General features: G+C 59.9%; 14 protein-coding genes, 6 tRNA genes and 1 pseudogene. 13 read left to right on the forward strand and 8 right to left on the reverse strand.

All coding sequences use genetic code 11. The features are described 5' to 3' along the window. Window positions 1–75 precede the first annotated feature (75 nt). Window positions 76–1,080 carry an NADP-dependent oxidoreductase gene (locus VLA07_RS07700; RefSeq protein ID WP_333988965.1) on the reverse strand — a complete coding sequence of 335 codons (1,005 nt, stop codon included), beginning with the start codon at window positions 1,078–1,080 and terminating at the stop codon, window positions 76–78. A 239-nt stretch (window positions 1,081–1,319) separates the two neighbouring features. On the opposite strand from VLA07_RS07700, the gene VLA07_RS07705 reads away from it, so the two are divergent. The 4 genes and pseudogenes from VLA07_RS07705 to VLA07_RS27190 all read left to right on the forward strand — a co-directional run bounded on the left by VLA07_RS07705 (window position 1,320) and on the right by VLA07_RS27190 (window position 5,701). Further along, the gene (locus tag VLA07_RS07705; RefSeq protein ID WP_027612323.1) at window positions 1,320–2,081 is read left to right on the forward strand and encodes an SDR family oxidoreductase; all 762 of its coding nucleotides are present in this window, start codon (window positions 1,320–1,322) and stop codon (window positions 2,079–2,081) included. A 191-nt stretch (window positions 2,082–2,272) separates the two neighbouring features. Beyond that, window positions 2,273–3,625 (forward strand): aminotransferase-like domain-containing protein, encoded by a 1,353-nt coding sequence (locus VLA07_RS07710; protein ID WP_333988966.1) that lies wholly within the window; start codon window positions 2,273–2,275, stop codon window positions 3,623–3,625. 1,113 nt (window positions 3,626–4,738) lie between these two features. After that, a pseudogene (locus VLA07_RS27185) lies at window positions 4,739–4,792 on the forward strand (hypothetical protein); the annotation flags it as partial. A gap of 204 nt (window positions 4,793–4,996) precedes the next feature. Continuing rightward, a complete protein-coding gene (locus VLA07_RS27190; protein WP_414889529.1) occupies window positions 4,997–5,701 on the forward strand; it encodes a methyl-accepting chemotaxis protein in 705 nt (234 codons plus the stop codon). Window positions 5,702–6,365: 664 nt separating this feature from the next. Here the strand turns inward: VLA07_RS27190 and VLA07_RS07720 are convergent. Next, the gene (locus VLA07_RS07720) at window positions 6,366–7,124 is read right to left on the reverse strand and encodes a hypothetical protein (RefSeq protein ID WP_171061878.1); all 759 of its coding nucleotides are present in this window, start codon (window positions 7,122–7,124) and stop codon (window positions 6,366–6,368) included. Window positions 7,125–7,508: 384 nt separating this feature from the next. On the opposite strand from VLA07_RS07720, the gene VLA07_RS07725 reads away from it, so the two are divergent. From VLA07_RS07725 to VLA07_RS07750, 6 genes are all read left to right on the forward strand, one after another. After that, window positions 7,509–7,584: transfer RNA gene (locus VLA07_RS07725), tRNA-Glu, on the forward strand. A gap of 2 nt (window positions 7,585–7,586) precedes the next feature. Next, a tRNA-Gly gene (locus VLA07_RS07730) sits at window positions 7,587–7,662 on the forward strand. 104 nt (window positions 7,663–7,766) lie between these two features. Beyond that, window positions 7,767–7,842, forward strand: a tRNA-Glu gene (locus tag VLA07_RS07735). 3 nt (window positions 7,843–7,845) lie between these two features. Further along, window positions 7,846–7,921, forward strand: a tRNA-Gly gene (locus VLA07_RS07740). Window positions 7,922–7,976: 55 nt separating this feature from the next. After that, window positions 7,977–8,052: transfer RNA gene (locus VLA07_RS07745), tRNA-Glu, on the forward strand. Window positions 8,053–8,054: 2 nt separating this feature from the next. Beyond that, window positions 8,055–8,130 (forward strand) — tRNA-Gly (locus tag VLA07_RS07750). 131 nt (window positions 8,131–8,261) lie between these two features. Here VLA07_RS07750 and VLA07_RS07755 read toward each other — a convergent pair. The 4 genes from VLA07_RS07755 to VLA07_RS07770 form a co-directional block, all read right to left on the reverse strand. Then, window positions 8,262–10,001, reverse strand: a complete 1,740-nt coding sequence (locus VLA07_RS07755) for a dipeptidase (protein ID WP_333988968.1) — start codon at window positions 9,999–10,001, stop codon at window positions 8,262–8,264. Window positions 10,002–10,200: 199 nt separating this feature from the next. Beyond that, entirely contained in the window at window positions 10,201–10,839 is a 639-nt protein-coding gene (locus tag VLA07_RS07760; protein WP_333988969.1) for a LysE family translocator, read from the reverse strand. A 1-nt stretch (window position 10,840) separates the two neighbouring features. Then, window positions 10,841–11,611: a 2OG-Fe(II) oxygenase gene (locus tag VLA07_RS07765; protein WP_047600411.1), complete on the reverse strand. Its 771-nt coding sequence runs from the start codon at window positions 11,609–11,611 to the stop codon at window positions 10,841–10,843. 90 nt (window positions 11,612–11,701) lie between these two features. Next, complete coding sequence (locus tag VLA07_RS07770) at window positions 11,702–12,328, reverse strand: serine-tRNA(Ala) deacylase AlaX (protein ID WP_027612330.1); 627 nt, start codon at window positions 12,326–12,328, stop codon at window positions 11,702–11,704. A gap of 90 nt (window positions 12,329–12,418) precedes the next feature. Here VLA07_RS07770 and VLA07_RS07775 point away from each other — a divergent pair, with 90 nt between their 5' ends. After that, the gene (locus VLA07_RS07775) at window positions 12,419–13,417 is read left to right on the forward strand and encodes a LysR family transcriptional regulator (protein WP_025112989.1); all 999 of its coding nucleotides are present in this window, start codon (window positions 12,419–12,421) and stop codon (window positions 13,415–13,417) included. A 64-nt stretch (window positions 13,418–13,481) separates the two neighbouring features. On the opposite strand, the gene VLA07_RS07780 is transcribed toward VLA07_RS07775, so the two are convergent. Then, the gene (locus tag VLA07_RS07780; RefSeq protein WP_007967565.1) at window positions 13,482–13,889 is read right to left on the reverse strand and encodes a PA2817 family protein; all 408 of its coding nucleotides are present in this window, start codon (window positions 13,887–13,889) and stop codon (window positions 13,482–13,484) included. An 89-nt stretch (window positions 13,890–13,978) separates the two neighbouring features. After that, a complete protein-coding gene (locus VLA07_RS07785) occupies window positions 13,979–16,426 on the reverse strand; it encodes an acyl-CoA dehydrogenase (protein ID WP_333988970.1) in 2,448 nt (815 codons plus the stop codon). A gap of 248 nt (window positions 16,427–16,674) precedes the next feature. On the opposite strand from VLA07_RS07785, the gene VLA07_RS07790 reads away from it, so the two are divergent. Then, complete coding sequence (locus VLA07_RS07790; RefSeq protein WP_333988971.1) at window positions 16,675–17,334, forward strand: transglutaminase-like domain-containing protein; 660 nt, start codon at window positions 16,675–16,677, stop codon at window positions 17,332–17,334. Window positions 17,335–17,377: 43 nt separating this feature from the next. After that, entirely contained in the window at window positions 17,378–18,001 is a 624-nt protein-coding gene (locus VLA07_RS07795; protein ID WP_123588805.1) for a glutathione S-transferase family protein, read from the forward strand. Window positions 18,002–18,127 lie beyond the last annotated feature (126 nt).

Genomic DNA, 18,127 nt, shown 5'->3' on the forward strand with positions numbered 1-18,127 from the left:
TGATATCGACTGACCCGGCCTCTTCGCGAGCAAGCCCGCTCCCACAGTGGTTTTAGGGGGTTGTCGCGTTAAGTTTCAGATTTTCAGCACCAACTTGCCGAAATTCTCCCCGCTGAACAATTTCATCAGCGTCTCCGGAAAGGTCTCCAGACCTTCAACGATGTCTTCCTTGCTCTTGAGCTGCCCCTTGGCCATCCAGCCGGCCATTTCCTGCGCGGCACCGGCGTACTGCGCGGCATAGTCCATCACCACAAAGCCTTCCATGCGCGCACGATTGACCAGCAGTGACAGGTAGTTGGCCGGGCCTTTGACCGCTTCCTTGTTGTTGTACTGGCTGATGGCGCCGCAGATCACCACCCGGGCTTTCGGCGCCAGACGGCTGAGCACAGCGTCGAGGATCTCGCCGCCGACGTTATCGAAATACACATCAACGCCTTTCGGGCACTCACGCTTGAGCCCGGCCAGTACATCTTCGTGCTTGTAGTCGATGGCACCGTCGAAGCCCAGCTCATCGATCAGGTATTTGCACTTGTCGGCGCCCCCGGCGATGCCCACCACCCGGCAGCCTTTGATTTTGGCGATCTGCCCGGCAATGCTGCCCACCGCCCCGGCAGCCCCGGACAGCACCACCGTGTCGCCAGCCTTCGGGGCGCCGACGTCGAGCAGCGCGAAATAGGCGGTCATGCCGGTCATGCCCAGCGCGGACAGATACACTGGCAGCGGCGCCAGTTTCGGATCGACCTTGTAGAAACCTCTGGGCTCGCCAAGGAAATAATCCTGCACGCCGAGGGCACCGTTGACGTAGTCGCCGACTGCAAAGCCCGGGTTGTTCGAGGCAATGACCTGACCTACGCCCAAGGCGCGCATGACTTCACAAATCGCCACCGGCGGAATGTAGGACTTGCCCTCGTTCATCCAGCCGCGCATGGCCGGGTCGAGGGACAGGTATTGGTTTTTCACCAGGATCTGGCCTGCGCCCGGTTCGCCGACCGGGACTTCCTGATAAGTGAAGGTCTCACGGGTCGCAGCCCCCACCGGGCGTTTGGCGAGGAGGAACTGGCGATTGGTCTGGCTGGTCATGGCAGGCACTCGAACTGAATGAAGCCTAGTTGATAGACCCTCGAGGCCAATGCCGCAAGGTTGGCTGATGCGGCGAATGCGCAATGATCCAGTGCAGTGATAGTCCCACGGCAGCTTTTATCACTGCGACGGATGAAGGCATAAACAGCCTTCTGATAGTGCTGACTCGGGACGGGCCCCGGTGACTATGCTGCGAGTCTGCAAATCCCTCCTGCATCTCTCCCTTCGAGGACATAACAATGAGCATGACGTTTTCCGGCCAAGTGGTCGTAGTCACCGGAGCGGCCAACGGTATCGGCCGGGCGACCGCCCAGGCGTTCGCCGCCGAAGGTTTGAAAGTGGTGGTGGCCGACCTGGACACGGCAGGGGGCGAAGGCACCGTGGCGCTGATTCGTACAGCCGGCGGCGAAGCGACCTTCGTACGCTGCAACGTTACCGTCGAAAGCGAAGTGAAGAATCTGATGGACGAGGTGATCAATACCTACGGTCGTCTGGACTACGCCTTCAACAATGCCGGGATCGAAATCGAGCAAGGCAAACTGGCCGACGGCTCGATGGACGAGTTCGACGCGATCATGGGCGTCAACGTCAAAGGTGTGTGGTTGTGCATGAAGTACCAGTTGCCGTTGTTGCTCGCTCAGGGCGGCGGGGCGATCGTCAACACCGCGTCGGTGGCGGGGCTTGGTGCGGCGCCGAAGATGAGCATTTATGCGGCGTCGAAACACGCGGTGATCGGCCTGACCAAGTCGGCGGCGATCGAATACGCGAAGAAGAAAATCCGCGTCAACGCCGTGTGCCCGGCGGTGATCGATACCGACATGTTCCGTCGCGCTTACGAGGCTGACCCGAAGAAAGGCGAATTCGCCAACGCGATGCACCCAGTGGGGCGCATCGGCAAGGTCGAGGAAATCGCCAGCGCCGTGCTGTATCTGTGCAGCGATGGCGCGGCGTTTACCACCGGTCATTCCTTGGCCGTGGATGGCGGCGTCACGGCTTTCTGACGCCGAGTGGCAAGACTCTGGAACCCGCCTCAGTGCGGGTTTTCCTGTTGCTGGGCGCCCGTTCCGTTAAACCGCTAAACAATGTGTATCAAACGGTTAGAACGGCTGCTTTTGACGGCGTTGTCGCACAGCCTGAGCGACGCGGCTGTGATTTACTGCCGCCAGCAAAATGGACAGGAGTTTGCGTGCTCATGGAATTGAGAATTGACCGACAGGCAATGGTGCCGGTCGTACAGCAGATTGTTGATGGCATGACTGAGTGGATCTCGCGAAGCGGTGTGGCGCCGAGCACGCGTTTGCCCTCCGTCAGGCAGATTGCGCGCTCCAATCTGCTGAGTCAGTCGTGTGTGGCCGAAGCCTGCGAACGGCTGGTGGCGCAAGGCGTTCTGGCCCCGCGTCAGGGCGCCGGGTTCATGGTGGCCGCGCAGGGCCGTGGGGTGATCGGGATTGACTGCGGGCAGGCACACAGCGGGTTGAAACTCGGCGAGGGAGGCTTGCCGCAGAGCTGGCGTGAATCCGACGACCTGAGTTATGCGATCCGTCAGGTGGCCCGTACCGACATGGCGAGTCTGTTCAATTACAGCAGCCCGCTGGGGCTGCCGGCTTTACGCGAGCAGATCGTCAAACGCCTCAGGCTGATCGGCGTCGAGGCTCTGGATGAACAGGTGCTGACGACCTCCGGTGCGAGCCAGGCGCTTGATCTGCTCGCGCGCACATTGTTGAAGGCCGGTGACTGCGTTGTCGTCGAAACCCCGGGCTATGCGCCGCTGTTCGAGCTGTTGCGCCTGTACGGCGTGCAGTTGCTGGAAGTGCGCCGCACGCCGAGCGGGCCGGATCCCCAGGCGCTGGAAGCACTGTTGCGGCAGTTCCGGCCGGTCGCGATCTTCATCAACAGTCACCACCACAATCCCACCGGCTCTTGCCTGACACTTGGCGTTGCCCAACAGATCCTGCGGTTGTGCAACGCTCACGATGTGCGAGTGATCGAGGACGATGTCTACGCCGACCTGCACAATGGCAATGGCACACGCCTGGCGGCACTCGATGAGCGAGTGATCTATGTCGGCAGCTTTTCCAAGACACTGAGCAGCTCGCTGCGCGTCGGGTTTGTGTACGCCGAGCCAGCGCTGATTGCGCGGCTGGGGCGAATCAAGATGATCAGTAGCATGGGCGCTTCGAGTTTCAATGAGGCGGTGCTGACCACTCTTCTGGCCAATGGCGCCTATCGCAAAATGGTCCAGCGCCAGCGTCAACGGTTGAATACCGATCGGGTCGCCGCGTTGCAGGCGCTGGAGGACGCCGACTGGGAGGTTTTCGGTAAGCCGTGTGGCGGCCTGTTCATCTGGGCCCGTGCCCCGCTGGGCGATACTGGCCGCTTGCACAGTCAGGCGCAGTGCAATGGTGTCAGCCTTTGCGACCCGGGGGCCTTCAGTCCGAGTGGCGAACCCAGTGAGTGGCAGCGGATCAACGTGGCCTATGCCTGTGATCCCAGGGCCCGGCAGTTTTTTCGCAGTACCGGTGTGAATCGACCTCAAGCGTTCTGAAAACGACGCGTGCGTAGCTTTTTGCCATTATTCCGTCGCCAGAGACTTGTGCTGCTCCATGGCCGTTGCGAATCTTCGGCAACAGACTTTGGCAGGGGACTACGCGCAATGATTTCCGCCGTGCAAGGACGTTTTGCCAACCTCGGTATGGCGAAGAAACTGGGTATCGGGTTCGTGCTGGTGCTGCTGTTGACTGCGCTGGTGGCTGCCATTGGTGTCTGGTCCCTGCAGACCATCAGTCAGCGCTTCGATGGGCTGAAGCAGATGTCGTCGCTCAACAGTGCACTGCTCAAGGTGCGGCTGCTGGAGCAGGACTATGCGCTGCACAGCAACCCGAAAACCGTCGATGCCTTGCACGAAGGCGTAGACGGTTTGCTGGCCCAGGCCGCGCAACTCAAGGCGCAATCCCCGGCCAACGTGGCGGTGATGAGCGATGTCGAACAGGCATTGGGCGCTTATCGCAAGGCTTTCGATGAGTTTGTCTCGCTGACCCAGGCCAAGGATCTGGCGCTGGAAATGGCCAGTTGGTCGGTGTCCAGCGTGGCCAATAACCTGGACGTATTGCAGGCCGGTCTGGCCGATGATGGCGCGTATACCTTGAAGGACACCGAAGGCAAGGACGGCGCACAGTTCATCGAACAGGCCAGCCAGGTCAGCCAGGTGTCGCGGCTGATGTTGCAGGCGATGAACGAGGCGCGGGTTCGTCTCGACCAGAGCCGCAAGGGCGATGCCGAGAGTGCCGGTAAGGGCAATATCGAGCAGGCCGCCCAGGCGCAGGCTCAGGCCGAGCAGTTGAAGACCACGGTCAAGGATGAGGGCTATCTGACGGTACTCAATGAAGTGTCCGGGCACATCGCCGGTTTCAACGACAAGCTCGCCGAGTACACCGGCCTGCTGGCCCAGGAAAAAACCGTCTACGAACAGTTGCACCAGCGTGCGGCGCAGGTGATGGAGCGTGTGGATCAGGCGTATGGCGCCGAGGACGGCGCGATGCAGGCGGAATTGAAGAAGAACTCGGTGTTGATCATCGGTTCTTCGGCGCTGGCATTGCTGGTCGGGCTGATTGCCGCGTGGCTCATCACCCGTTTGATTGTCACGCCGTTGCGCAGCGTGATGCGGGTCGCACAGCAGATTGCGGCGGGGGATTTGAGTGCGAGGATAGAGGTCACTCGTCGTGATGAAATCGGGCAACTGATGCTGGCGATGCAGCAGATGGGCACCGGGCTGAGCACGATCGTCAGCGGTTTGCAGGCGGGCATCGAGCAGTTGGCCAGTTCCGCGCAATCGCTGTCGGCGGTAACCGAGCAGACCAACCTTGAGGTCAACAGCCAGAAGGAAGAGACCGAGCAAGTGGCCACGGCCATGAACCAGATGACCGCCACCGTGCATGACGTGGCGCGCAATGCCGAGGAGGCCGCGCTGGCCGCACAAACGGCGGATGCCAAGGTCGAGAGCGGGCAGCAGGTGGTGCGCCAGAGCATGGTGCGGATCGAGCAACTGGCGGATTCGGCGACATCAGCCAGTTCGAGCATCGAAAGCCTCAGTGCGCAGATCCAGAACATCGGTACGGTGCTGGATGTGATCAAGAGCGTTGCCGAGCAGACCAATCTGCTGGCGCTCAACGCCGCGATCGAGGCGGCGCGGGCCGGGGAACAGGGCAGGGGCTTTGCGGTGGTGGCTGATGAGGTTCGCGCGTTGGCGCGGCGTACGCAGCAATCGACCGAGGAGATCGAGCGGCTGGTCAGTGCGTTGCGTTCGGCGGCGCATTCGTCGGTGCAGCAGATTCAGAGCAGTGGTGACTTGGTGAAGCTGGCGGTCAGTGATGCGCTGCAGACCGAGAGTGCGCTGGGCAGTATTGCGGCGGCGGTTTCGTTGATTCAGCAGATGAATCAGCAGATTGCGGCGGCGGCGGAGGAGCAGAGTTCGGTGGCTGAGGAGATCAATCGCAGTGTGACGAGTATTCGTGCGAGTGCGGATCAGTCTTCGATGGCGATGCGGGGGAATGCGGTTTCGAGTGTTGAGCTGGCGCGGTTGGGAGGGGAGCTCAAGGGGATGGTTGGGCATTTTCGGCTTTGACTTGGCGGCCTCTGGGCCGACCAGGTTCTTGGGGTTTTGGGTGAATATCCGTTGCTGCGGTAACGGCTTCTTATGGTTCCGCTCTTACAGCGGCTCACTTTTCCAGACGCCGAAAAGTAAGCAAAAGGCTTGGCCCCGGCGTTCGGCCCTCGCTTAGGCTCGGGTTCCTTCGCTCCGGGATTCATCCGGGCGCATCGCCTCCGGTTTGCTTCGCTGCACCTGCTCTCGATGTGTTTGGCTGCGCCAAACGGTCGCTGCGCTCCCACCCCCGGATGAACCCCTCCACTCAGCCTGCCGACGGGGCCGGCACGGCAAGATCAAGAGCTTTCGGCGAGCTGACACTCGGCCATTTGAGTGGGGAAGAGCGAAGCGGTGCACTATCTCGCTCTTCTGTAGGAGTGAGCCTGCTCGCGAAGGCGGCCTGACAGCCGACAAGTTTTCTAACTCACTCACCCTATCCCACTGTGGGAGCTGGCTTGCCAGCGATGGCGGCCTGACAGCCGACCAGTCTCCAACTGAATAAACTCATGCCCACTGTGGGAGCGGGCTTGCTCGCGAAGGCGGCCTTACTGCCAACCAATCTCTAACTGAATGTTCGCAATGGCAGTCAGCCCATCACCCACAAAAAAGCCACCTCCCGGTGGCTTCTCTCAACTCTCGACCATCAGTCGTAAATCACTTTCTTCTTCCAGTCCGCATCGGCTTCGACTTCTTTGAGGCCTTCGGTCAACTGGTTGACTTCGCCTTCAACCGGAGCAATCTTGTCCATGACCTGGGCATTGGCACGGGCCAGGAGTTTTTCCAGGTATTGCAGTTGTTCCGAGTACATCTGCGGGTCTTGCTGTTTGCGCAGGTATTGCACGCCGCGTTCGAAGGCGAGGCGGGCCTGGCCGGGTTGGTTTTGTTGCAGGGATTGTTGGCCGAGGTTGTTGAAGAATTCGATGTGCAGCAGGACCAGGATGTGGCGGACTTCCTTGATCCAGTGTTTGGCTTCGTTCGGTGGCAGGAAGCCGTCATGGGCGGCGCGGGTGATCTGGCCGTGCAGGGCTTCGAGCAGGAAGCGGACGTCCTTGGCTTTGGCTTCGGTCAGGATCGGTGCCGGCGGGTTGTTGACCGGGATCGATTCGCCTTGGGCCACCAGTGCGCTGAGTTCGGTGATCCGTGCCTTGGTCGTGGCGCTGGTTTTTTCCAGGTTCAGCAGGCGCTGGCAGACGTTCAGCTCCAGACGGGTCAGCAGCAGCTTGAGTGCCGGGGTCATGAACTGGCCGGGGAAGGTTTCGGTCAGCTCACCGCAGCGGCGCAGGCGGTCGTTGAGTTCGACTTTGGTGCGGGCCTTCTCCAGTTTGTTGTTTTCCACCACATGGTTCATGTAGCCAATGGCGATCAGAATTGCGATCCCGGCTATGACTAGCAGGGTGATCATGAGTGGTGTCACCGGTAAGACCTCTTTATAGGGTTCGCATGCGAGTGTAGTGGCTGGACATTCAGGCGCCCAGCGCCGCTCGACGAGTTGATTCAGCAGCTTCTGTCTATATCGGCTGCACACTGCTTATATGAATGCTGGCGCAAGGTGCGCAGATTGCCATCATTGTGTTGCGGACTATAACGCCTTGGCGAGTGGCGGAATATAGGCGTCAATCGTCGGGCGACGGAAAAGCCCGAATGCTCCCGTAAAGCAGGTCGAAGTCATTGATTTAAATAAATTTATATTCGGGGGTTGACGACCTCTCAAACCATCCATAGAATGCGCGCCACTTGCAGCGTAAAGCACACAGCGAAACGCGGCAGGGAGTGAATGTTGTAGCGTGTCCCCTTCGTCTAGTGGCCTAGGACACCGCCCTTTCACGGCGGTAACAGGGGTTCGAGTCCCCTAGGGGACGCCAATGCGGGAATAGCTCAGTTGGTAGAGCACGACCTTGCCAAGGTCGGGGTCGCGAGTTCGAGTCTCGTTTCCCGCTCCAATTTTAAACAGCACTGCTCTAGGGCGGGGCTGAGTGAAACCAGAACCAAGTCTTCGGATGCGGGTCTGGACACCGAAACACACACCATGTGTTCCGGGTAGCGTGTCCCCTTCGTCTAGTGGCCTAGGACACCGCCCTTTCACGGCGGTAACAGGGGTTCGAGTCCCCTAGGGGACGCCATTTGCGGGAATAGCTCAGTTGGTAGAGCACGACCTTGCCAAGGTCGGGGTCGCGAGTTCGAGTCTCGTTTCCCGCTCCAAATTCTAAAAGCGCCGCTCAGTGAGCGGCGTTTTTATTAGTGAAAGTTGTAGCCTGTCCCCTTCGTCTAGTGGCCTAGGACACCGCCCTTTCACGGCGGTAACAGGGGTTCGAGTCCCCTAGGGGACGCCATTGCGGGAATAGCTCAGTTGGTAGAGCACGACCTTGCCAAGGTCGGGGTCGCGAGTTCGAGTCTCGTTTCCCGCTCCAATTTCACAAAAACGCCGATCAGTGATGATCGGCGTTTTTGTTTGTGCAGCATTCAGCGCGCAACAAAAAAGGACCTTCGGGTCCTTTTTTGTTTTCACGTCAGGCCCGCTGAATCACGGGCCCATGCCTTATCAGAGCTTCGGTAGCTGGCCGACACGGCCCATCATCTCAGTAACGATCTGCAGATCCAGCAGGAACTGGTCAACCGTCTTGAACTCGCCATCGGTATGCCCGGTGTATTTCACTTCAGGCCGGGCCAGGCCGAATTGCACGCCGTTCGGCAGTTCATGCACTGAGGTCGCGCCGGCAGACGTGCCGAACTCGTGCTTCATGCCAAGGTTTTCAGTGGCCACAGCCAGCAGGGCTTTGACCCATTCGCCTTCCGGATTGCGGTACATCGGCTCGGCGATCGAGTAGGTGAAGTCCACGGCAACGTGGGTTTTCTTGCTCCAGGCCGCCAGCTTGTCAGCGATTTGCTTCTTCAGCACTTCTGGCGATTTGCCCTTCGGCACACGCAGGTTGACTGCCAGTTTGAAGGCTTTGTCGTCCACGCCAACGTAGGTCAGCGAGGTGGTCAACGGGCCCATGAACGAATCTGAGAAGCCCACGCCGAGTTTTTTCCCGAGGTAATCCAGGCCCCAGTTGGTGGACGCATAGCGTGCAGCGTCGGTGATCTGGTTGTGCTTGAGCGCCACCTCGCCGTCGAGGCTGTTGATGAAGTCGAGCATCCGCGCGACCGGGTTGACGCCGGACTCTGGCTCGGAGGAGTGCGCTGACACGCCGGTAACGCTCAGCTTGACGTCTTTGCCGTCAACCTTGGCTGCGACTTGGAAGTCACCACCGTGTTTTTTCGCGTATTCGCTGCCGGCTTTCTGCAGACTCGCAGCCAGTTGCTCAGGCTTGTCGGTGACGAGTGTCGCCACCGAGACCGATGGAATCTGGTTGGTTGCCAGGCCGCCGGTCATCGAGATGATTTCTGCGCCGCTGCCTTCAGCCTTGCGCAGCGGGAAGTTGGCCATGACCGTGCCGTAGCCTTTCTCGGCGATAACCACCGGGTAGCCACCGTCCAGCGCCATGTTGTAGTTCGGTGTCGGGTTGTGTTCGAAGTAATACGGGATCGCGTCGCCGGTGGTTTCTTCAGTGGTGTCCACCAGCAGTTTGAAGTTGCGTGCCAGCGGCAGCTTTTCTTCCTTGATCACTTTCATCGCGTACATCGCGACGACGATGCCGTTCTTGTCGTCCTCGGTGCCGCGACCGTACATGCGGTCGCCGATCAGCGTGACTTTGAACGGGTCGAGTTTGGTGCCGTCCTTCAGCACCCAGTTTTCCGGGGTGACCGGCACCACGTCGGCGTGCGCGTGAATGCCCACGACTTCGTCGCCGCTGCCGTCGAGGGAAATTTCATAGACGCGGTTGTCGACGTTGCGGAACTTCAGGTTGAACGATTCGGCGAGGTTCTTGATCTTTTCGGCGATCTTGATGAACTCCGGATTGTCGTGCTGGGCCACGCCTTCTTTCTGGAAGGTCGGGATTTCAACCAGTTCGCGCAGGGTTTCCAAGGCGGCTTTGCCGTACTTGGCGCGGGTGTAGATGCCCAGCAGGCGGTAGATCTCGTTCTGCTGTTCCGCGCTCGGGGTCTTGTTGTCGAGAAAGGCGTTGATCGCCGGGCCGAGGTTGTCGGTTTTACCCAGGTCGCTCTTGCCTACGGCACCCAGAAACTGACGGAAGTCGGTGAGGCTCGCCTCATCGAAACTCTTGAGAATGGCTGCGCTCTGTTGCGGAGTGATGTTGGCCTGCGCGGGCAGGGTGAACGCAGAAAAGCTGGCCAGGATCAGGCTGGTAGCGGCCAGTCGCTTGAGAGAAAAATTCATTGCGGTGGGCATTCCTTTGCAGGCAGTTGAGTGGAAGTGTTTGAAAGTTGAAACAAATCTTTTCCAAACTAACACCGCGAAGGTGTTGAAGGGGAGCCCCTGAAGTGGGATCCGTCGCACAGAAATGCAAAAGCGGCGCACAAACGAAAAAAGCCCGAGCAGTGTGCAACTGACCGGGCCTTGTCTTTGGGTGTCGTTTTTACATCGACAGCACCAGCCTGCCGGCGAACAGAATCAGGATCACGCCCATGCTGCGCTCGAACCAATGGCCCATGCGCATGAACAGGGTGCGTACCCGGCTGCTGGAGAAAAACAGCGCGACGATCACGAACCACAGCGCATTGACGAAGCACATCCACACCCCGTACAGCGCCTGAATATTCAGCGGGGTGCTGGCGCTGATGATCGTGGTGAAGATCGCCAGGAAGAACAGCGTGGCCTTGGGGTTGGTGGCATTGGTCAGAAAACCGGTGCTGAACGCCTTGAACAGCGACTGCTCGACCAGCGGTTCGTCAGCGCTTTTTTCGCCTTCGAGCGTGGTCTTCGGTTTACTGCGGATCAGGCTGATGCCGAGGTAAAAGATGTATGCGCCACCGATCACCTTGGCCACCGTCAGCAACCACGGCGTGGTGTGCATCAGGGCGCCAACGCCGAGCAAGGTGTAGAGAACGTGCACGGAAATGCCGGTGCCGATGCCCAGTGCGGTGCAGATGCCCACCAGTCGGCCGAAGCGCACGCTTTGGCGAATGGTCACGGCAAAGTCCGGGCCGGGAGCGACCACGGCCAGAAAGTGAATGGTGGCCAGCGCCAGAAATTCGCCCAGGTAGTTCGATAACATCTCAGCTCCAGAAGGTCAGGGGTGAAGCATTGCCGCGATAGCCGACAAAGAACGAAAGGCTCAAGCGCGGATCCGCCACGCCCGGGGTCACCGAGTGCATGCAGCGCGAATTGAACATGATGAAATCGCCCGGCTCAGGCCGCACTTCCAGGGTCGGTGGGCCGAGCAGCGCCGGGTCGATGCCGTAACTGTCGCCACGCATCTGGTCGAACTGATCCGGGGTGATGTCGTCGTCCCACATCTGCAGTGCGCCGCCCTCGGTCGGCATGTTCAAGTAGACGTTACAGGCGAACTGCGCCTCCAGGCTGCGGGCCTGAAAGCTGTCCGGGGCGTCCTTGGCGAAAATGTCGTGGTGGGCAAGGAAGCACACACCGGGTTTGACCACCCGCGACAGGCCGACATACATCTTGCGGCCATAGAGGTTTTCCAGATGCGCGCCGGCCGGCCACGACTCGTCGAGCATGCAGCGCAGGGTGTCGACCGGCGAGGAATAGGGCGCACAGCGCTCGCGCAGTTCGGCGATGTTGCGGGTGGCGCGCTCGAAGTAGTCCTCGATCAGCAGCGGCTGGTTTTCCGCCTCGTAAAACGCCATGCCGATCCGGCCGATGCTCGGCGCGTTGATGTAGCCCTCAAAGCCCGGTGCAAGAATCTTGTCGCCAATCTCGATCGCCAGCGGCTCGGGCAAGAAGCCTTTGACGCGGATGGCGAGGACTTCTTCGTTGGCCAGTTTTTTTATGCACGTCTCATCGAGACGCTCGACGTCTAGCATCATTGTTTTTAGGTCCATCTATCGATAGTCAACGGAACCGACGAGTGCGGTTCCCCCGGCGTCGGACGCTGCGCAGAGCAGCGCCCGAGAAGCTTAATCCACGCTGTAGTGGACGGATAACGTGCCTTTCTTCTGCGAAAGCGAGGCGATCGTGACTGTGCCCAAATCCTTCAGGCTGCGTACATGGGTGCCACCGCAGCCATAGGCCGGCAGCTCGCCAAAACCGATTTCCCGCGCGCCTTCGCGCAGTGAGGTCAGGCGCGGCAGATCGTGTTCGATCCACTGACGGATACCGTGTTGAACGGTTGGCGCGTCGACTTCCTGAGCGGCATCGCCCGGCTTGAATTGCACCCGGCCTTCGTCTGGCCAGTGGTGTGCCTTGATCGGCGTCCAGCCCATGGCCTGCACGAAATGCCCGATCAGGTGCCCGGCCGAATGCATGCGGGTGTTGTAGCGGCGACGTTGTTCATCCACATGAATACAGGTCATGCCGGGTTTTACCGGACGATCGACGTAATGCACTATCCGGTCAGGTTCCTGCACCACGCGCAGCACCTGGCTTTCGCCGATCATGCCGGTGTCACAAGGCTGACCACCGCCTTGCGGATGAAACAACGTGGCGCGCAGCACCACGGCAAATTCGTTCTCGTGGGGCGTGCAGTCGAGGACTTCCACATTAGCCTTGAGGTCATCACTATGGAAAAAGAGGCGAAGCGTCATATTCCATGCCCTTATTAAAGTGTCTGTTTTTATTATATGAATCGTGCAATAACGTGATAATCCGTTCAAACATCAAAGGACTTGTGCGCTGTGAGCATTAATCTTCCGCTGCCACTGCTCGGTGAAATGGCGATCTTCGTCAAGGTCGTGGAGACCGGCAGTTTTTCCGAGGCGGCCCGCCAGTTGGGCTCGTCGCCGTCGGCGATCAGTCGCAGCATTTCCCGGCTGGAAAAGGCCCTGGCCACGCGTTTGCTGCAGCGCACTACGCGCAAACTGCGCTTGAGTGACGGTGGCGAGGAAGTGTTCAAGCGCTGTCAGGAGATGGTCAGCGCCGCCAAATCGGTGATGGAGATCAGTGGGCAGTTCACCCACGAGGCGGAAGGGCTGGTGCGGGTCAGTGTGCCGAAAGCGGTCGGGCGTTTCGTGATTCATCCGCACATGCCTGAGTTTCTGCGGCGTTATCCGAAAGTCGATGTCGAGTTGCTGCTGGAAGACCGCCAGGTTGATTTGATTGACGATCATGTCGACCTGGCGATTCGTATCACTGATCGACCGCCGGCCGGGCTGGTCGGACGGCAGTTGCTGACCATCGACCATTTGCTCTGCGCCACCCCGCAATACCTGGCCGAACACGGCACGCCGACCCACCCGCATGACTTGCTCAATCACAGCTGCATCTATCTGGGGGAAACCCCAAGCGATGCACGCTGGAAATTCAAGAAGGGCAGTAAAGCGGTGACCGTCGGCGTACGTGGCCGCTATGCCGCCAACCATACCGGCGTGCGGCTCGGGGCAGTGTTGCAGCACATTGGTATTGGCAGCTTGCCGTACTTCACCGCGCGTTATGCGCTTGAGCAGAAGTTGATCGTGCAGGTGTTGCCGGAGTGGACGTTCCTCGCTTCCTACCACGGTGGTCTGTGGTTGCTGCATTCGCCCACGCGTTATCTGCCGCCGAAGCTACGGGTGTTCATCGACTATCTGGTGGAGTGCCTGGAAAAGGAGCCGACGTTGAGCAAGCCGGGCAAGGCGGGGGCGCCGAATAATCTGGCGATGGCCTACGAGCTGCCCGAAAGCGAAGGATTGTTGTAAACGCCGAACAATAAAAAGGCCCGCATGAATCACCATGCGGGCCTTTTCTCAACCGGGCAGAAAATCAGTGCTTGCTGTCCTGAGCAGACATCGCCAGCAACTGTTTTTCCTGATTCCAGTCGAACGGTTCGTCGTTCTGTTCGGCCTCGTAGCGACGTTCTTCCAGTGCCTGATACAGGTCGATTTCTTCATCGGACAGGTAGTGCAGGCAGTCGCCGGCAAAGAACCACAGCAGATCCCGTGGAATCAGGTGGGCAATTTGCGGATAACGGGTAATCACTTGGGTCAGGATGTCCTGGCCCAGGTACTGGCTTTCGATCGGATCGATCGGCAGGGACGCCAGCAGTTCGTCAAAGCGCTCCAGGAACAAGGCATGGCTTTCTTCGGGAACCTGTTCGGCCTCACCTACGGCGACCAGGATACTGCGCAGATGGTCGAGCAAAACCAGATGATCGGCAACGACGTTGGACACGAGATAAGTCCTCAAGAGCAAAACGGGCGCGGGAGTATAAAGCTCTCGTGCCCGTTTTTCACAAATAAACAGCTACACGGTCGTCGGCATCAGCGGACTTTGCCCTCAGCCTGTTTCAGTTCTTCCTTGTCGAAATCATCGACGTCGATCACCTTGCGCCGCGCCGCTTCGGCATCGCGCAGGGTCTGTGCTTCCTGCGGTTGCAACACCCCGGCCTCCAGTGCGGCGTCGATGGCGTGTTCGCCAGCCACCGGTTTGACCTGACCGCTCTTGAGCGAGGTGTGCAGTTTTTTGTGCAGCGGTTGGGCGGCATTCAGCAAATCGCTGGCGTGTTGCAGGGCACCGACGGCATCGTCGACGGACTGCGGGCGATAGCAGCCGGCGAGCAGTTCTTCGAGGGTCGGATCGCCTTTGGCACGACCGATCACCGCTGCCACTTCGGCGCCGAGCTTGTCCGACGGGCCTTTGTGGCGACGGCCGAACGGGAACACGATCACCCGCAGCAGGCAGCCAAATACTTTGTTCGGGAAGTTGCTCAGCAGCTCATCCAGCGCCCGTTCCGACTGGCCGAGGCTTTCTTCCATGGCCCAGCGGAACAGCGGCTCCATATGCGCCGGCGAATCCAGATCGTGATAACGCTTGAGCGCAGCGGAGGCCAGATACAGGTTGCTCAACACATCGCCAAGACGTGCGGACAGGCGTTCCCGGCGCTTCAGTTCGCCACCCAGCAGCATCATGCTGAAGTCGGCCAGCATGGCAAATGCCGCTGCCTGCCGATTGAGTGCGCGGAAGTAGCCCTGACTGATCCTGTCCCCGGGTGCATGTTCGAAGTGGCCGAAGCCCAGGTTCAGCACCAGGGTGCTGGCGGCGTTGCCGACGGCAAAACCGATGTGCTTGAGCAGCAGGCCATCGAATTCTTTCAATGCCTGTTCCTTGTCCTCACGGCCGGCGAGGGCCATTTCCTTGAGGACGAACGGATGGCAACGAATGGCGCCCTGACCGAAGATCATCAGGTTGCGCGAGAGGATGTTCGCGCCTTCCACGGTGATGAAGATCGGCGCGCCGTTCCAGCTGCGCCCGAGGTAGTTGTTCGGCCCCATGATGATCGCCTTGCCGCCGTGCACGTCCATGGCGTGGGTGATGCACTCGCGGCCGCGTTCGGTCAGGTGATACTTGAGGATCGCCGACAGCACCGATGGTTTCTCGCCCAGATCCACCGCGTTGGCGGTGAGCATGCGCGCGGCGTCCATCATCCAGGCGTTGCCGCCGATGCGTGCCATGGCTTCCTGAATGCCTTCGAAGGCCGACAGCGGGACGTTGAACTGCTCACGTATCTGCGCGTATTGACCGGTCACCAGACTGGTGAATTTGGCCGCGCCAGTGCCGACTGCCGGCAGCGAAATCGAACGCCCGACCGACAGGCAGTTCATCAGCATCATCCAGCCCTTGCCGAGCATGTCCTGGCCGCCGATGAGGTAGTCCAGCGGGATGAACACGTCTTTGCCCGAGTTCGGGCCGTTCATGAACGCGGCACCCAGTGGCAGGTGACGACGGCCGATTTCCACACCCGGTGTATCGGTGGGGATCAGCGCCAGACTGATGCCGAGATCTTCCTTGTCGCCCAGCAGATGCTCCGGGTCATAGGCTTTGAAGGCCAGACCGAGCAGGGTCGCGACCGGGCCGAGAGTGATGTAGCGTTTTTCCCAGTTCAGGCGCAGACCGATGACTTCCTGGCCTTCCCATTCACCTTTGCAGATGATCCCGGTGTCCGGCATGGCGCCGGCATCGGAACCGGCCAGTGGGCCGGTGAGGGCGAAGCACGGAATGTCGTCGCCACGGGCCAGCCGCGGCAGGTAGTGGTTGCGTTGCTCATCGGTGCCGTAATGCAGCAGCAGTTCGGCCGGGCCGAGGGAGTTGGGCACCATCACGGTGGAGGCGAGGTCGCCGCTGCGGGTCGCGAGTTTCATCGCCACTTGCGAGTGGGCATAGGCCGAAAAGCCCTTGCCGCCGAATTCCTTGGGAATGATCAGGGCGAAGAAACCGTGTTCCTTGATGTGGCTCCAGGCTTCGGGCGGCAGGTCCATCGACTGGCCGATCTGCCAGTCAGTGACCATCGCGCAGAGTTCTTCGGTGGGGCCGTCGATAAAGGCCTGTTCCTCTTCGGTCAGTTGCACTTTCGGGTAGGACAACAACTTGTCCCAGTCCGGACGGCCGCTGAACAGCTCACCGTCCCACCACACGGTACCGGCATCGATCGCATCGCGTTCGGTCTGCGACATCGGCGGCAGGGTTTTCTGGAACCAGTTGAACAGCGGCGCGGTGAAGTGTTTGCGGCGCAGGTCAGGCAGCAGCAGCGGCGCGGCAACCGCCGCGAGCACCACCCAAAATACCAGCAGCAGCCAGCCCGGGGCATGGCTGAAAATGCCCATCGCCAGCAGGTATACGGCGACGATACCCAACGCGGGCAGGGGGGCGATGCGGCGGTGGGCGAGATACGCCACACCGACGATCAGAACCAGTATCCACAACAACAGCATATGTAATCCTCCGTGAACCAAGGCAAACCGACCCTTCAGAGCGTAGACGGCATCTGTAAAACGGGGTGGTCAGAACATGGTGATTGAACTCGTGGGAAACCCCGGATGGTTTTCGTAGGTTCGGTGGGCAACACCCGTGGGAAATCGTTCGCCGCTCCCGCGTCTTCGCGTGCATGTTTGGCCGAAACGTCGTTATCTCTGTGCTTGAGCTGTCGCTAGACTCGGGGCTTACCCAGGAGAACATCGTCATGCGCGAGTATCTGAGCCCCGGCCGCTTCATCGATAGTGACCACCCGGCGGTGGTGGAGTTCGCCGAACAACAGCGTGGTGCCAGCCGCGACCCGCTCGCGCAGGCGATCAGTCTCTATTACGCCGTGCGCGAAGCGGTGCGCTACAACCCTTATACCTTCAGCCTCGACCCACAGACCCTGTGCGGCAGTCATGCGCTGGCGGCCGGGGAAAGTTATTGCGTGCCCAAGGCCACATTGCTGGCCGGGTGCGCACGGCATTGCGGCATTCCCGCACGCATCGGTCTGGCCGACGTCAAGAATCACCTGTCGACCCCGCGTTTGCTGGAGTTGTTGCGCAGCGATGTGTTCGCCATGCACGGTTACACCGAGCTGTTCCTCAACGAGCGCTGGGTCAAAGCCACGCCGGCCTTCAATCAGCAACTGTGCGAACTGTTCAACGTCGCACCGTTGGACTTTGACGGGATCAATGACAGCGTTTTCCACCCGTACAACCGTGACGGCGCGCTGCTGATGGAGTATCTGGTCGATCACGGCCAGTTCACCGATGTGCCGGAGCAGTTCTTTTTCGAACACCTGGAAAAGTGCTACCCGCATCTGTTCGGCGAACATCAGGCGAAGGTCTTGGGCGATATGCAGAGTGATTTGAGTCGGGTCTGATCCGGCGTATGCTGCCTGCCCACGCATTGGAAAAGAGGCGGTCATGCTGAAGATCTGGGGACGGAAAAACTCATCGAATGTCAGGAAGCCACTGTGGGCCGCCGAGGAACTGGGCCTGGCCTACGAGGCGATTGACGCCGGTGGCGCCTTCGGTGTGGTCGACACGCCTGAATACCGGGCGATGAACCCGAACGGCCGGGTACCGGTGATCGAGGATGACGGCTTCGTGCTGTGGGAATCGAATGCCATCGTGCGTTACCTGCTGGCCAGGCATGCACCGAACAGCGCCTGGTATCCGGCAGACCTGCAAGCCCGGGCCATCGCGGACAAGTGGATGGATTGGACCACCTCGAGTTTTGCCGGGCCGTTCCGCACCGTGTTCTGGGGCGTATTGCGTACCCCAGCGGACCAGCAGGACTGGCCGGCGATCAACGCCGCAATCAAGGAATGCACCGCGCTGCTGGCCATGGCCGATCAGGCCCTCGCCAGCCAGCCGTACCTGTCCGGCAGCGAAATCGGCATGGGCGACATTCCGCTGGGCAGTTTCATTTATGCCTGGTTCGAGATGCCCATCGAACGCGCCGCGCAGCCGCATCTGGAAGCGTGGTATGCACGGTTGAAGCAGCGTCCGGCTTATCAAAAAGCAGTCATGACCGCGTTGACTTGATAATAACTATCGACACTCTTGACTGTACTTGTGTGGCGGCGGCAAGCACCATTGCGCTCATGCGCCGTGGTTGTTTTGTTCGCCGCCCGGCCCAATCTTTCCTTTTCTTCCCTTCTTGGTGCGTAA

This window comes from Pseudomonas sp. S3(2024), assembly GCF_036861315.1.
GTDB classification, from domain to species: Bacteria; Pseudomonadota; Gammaproteobacteria; order Pseudomonadales; family Pseudomonadaceae; genus Aquipseudomonas; species Aquipseudomonas putida_A.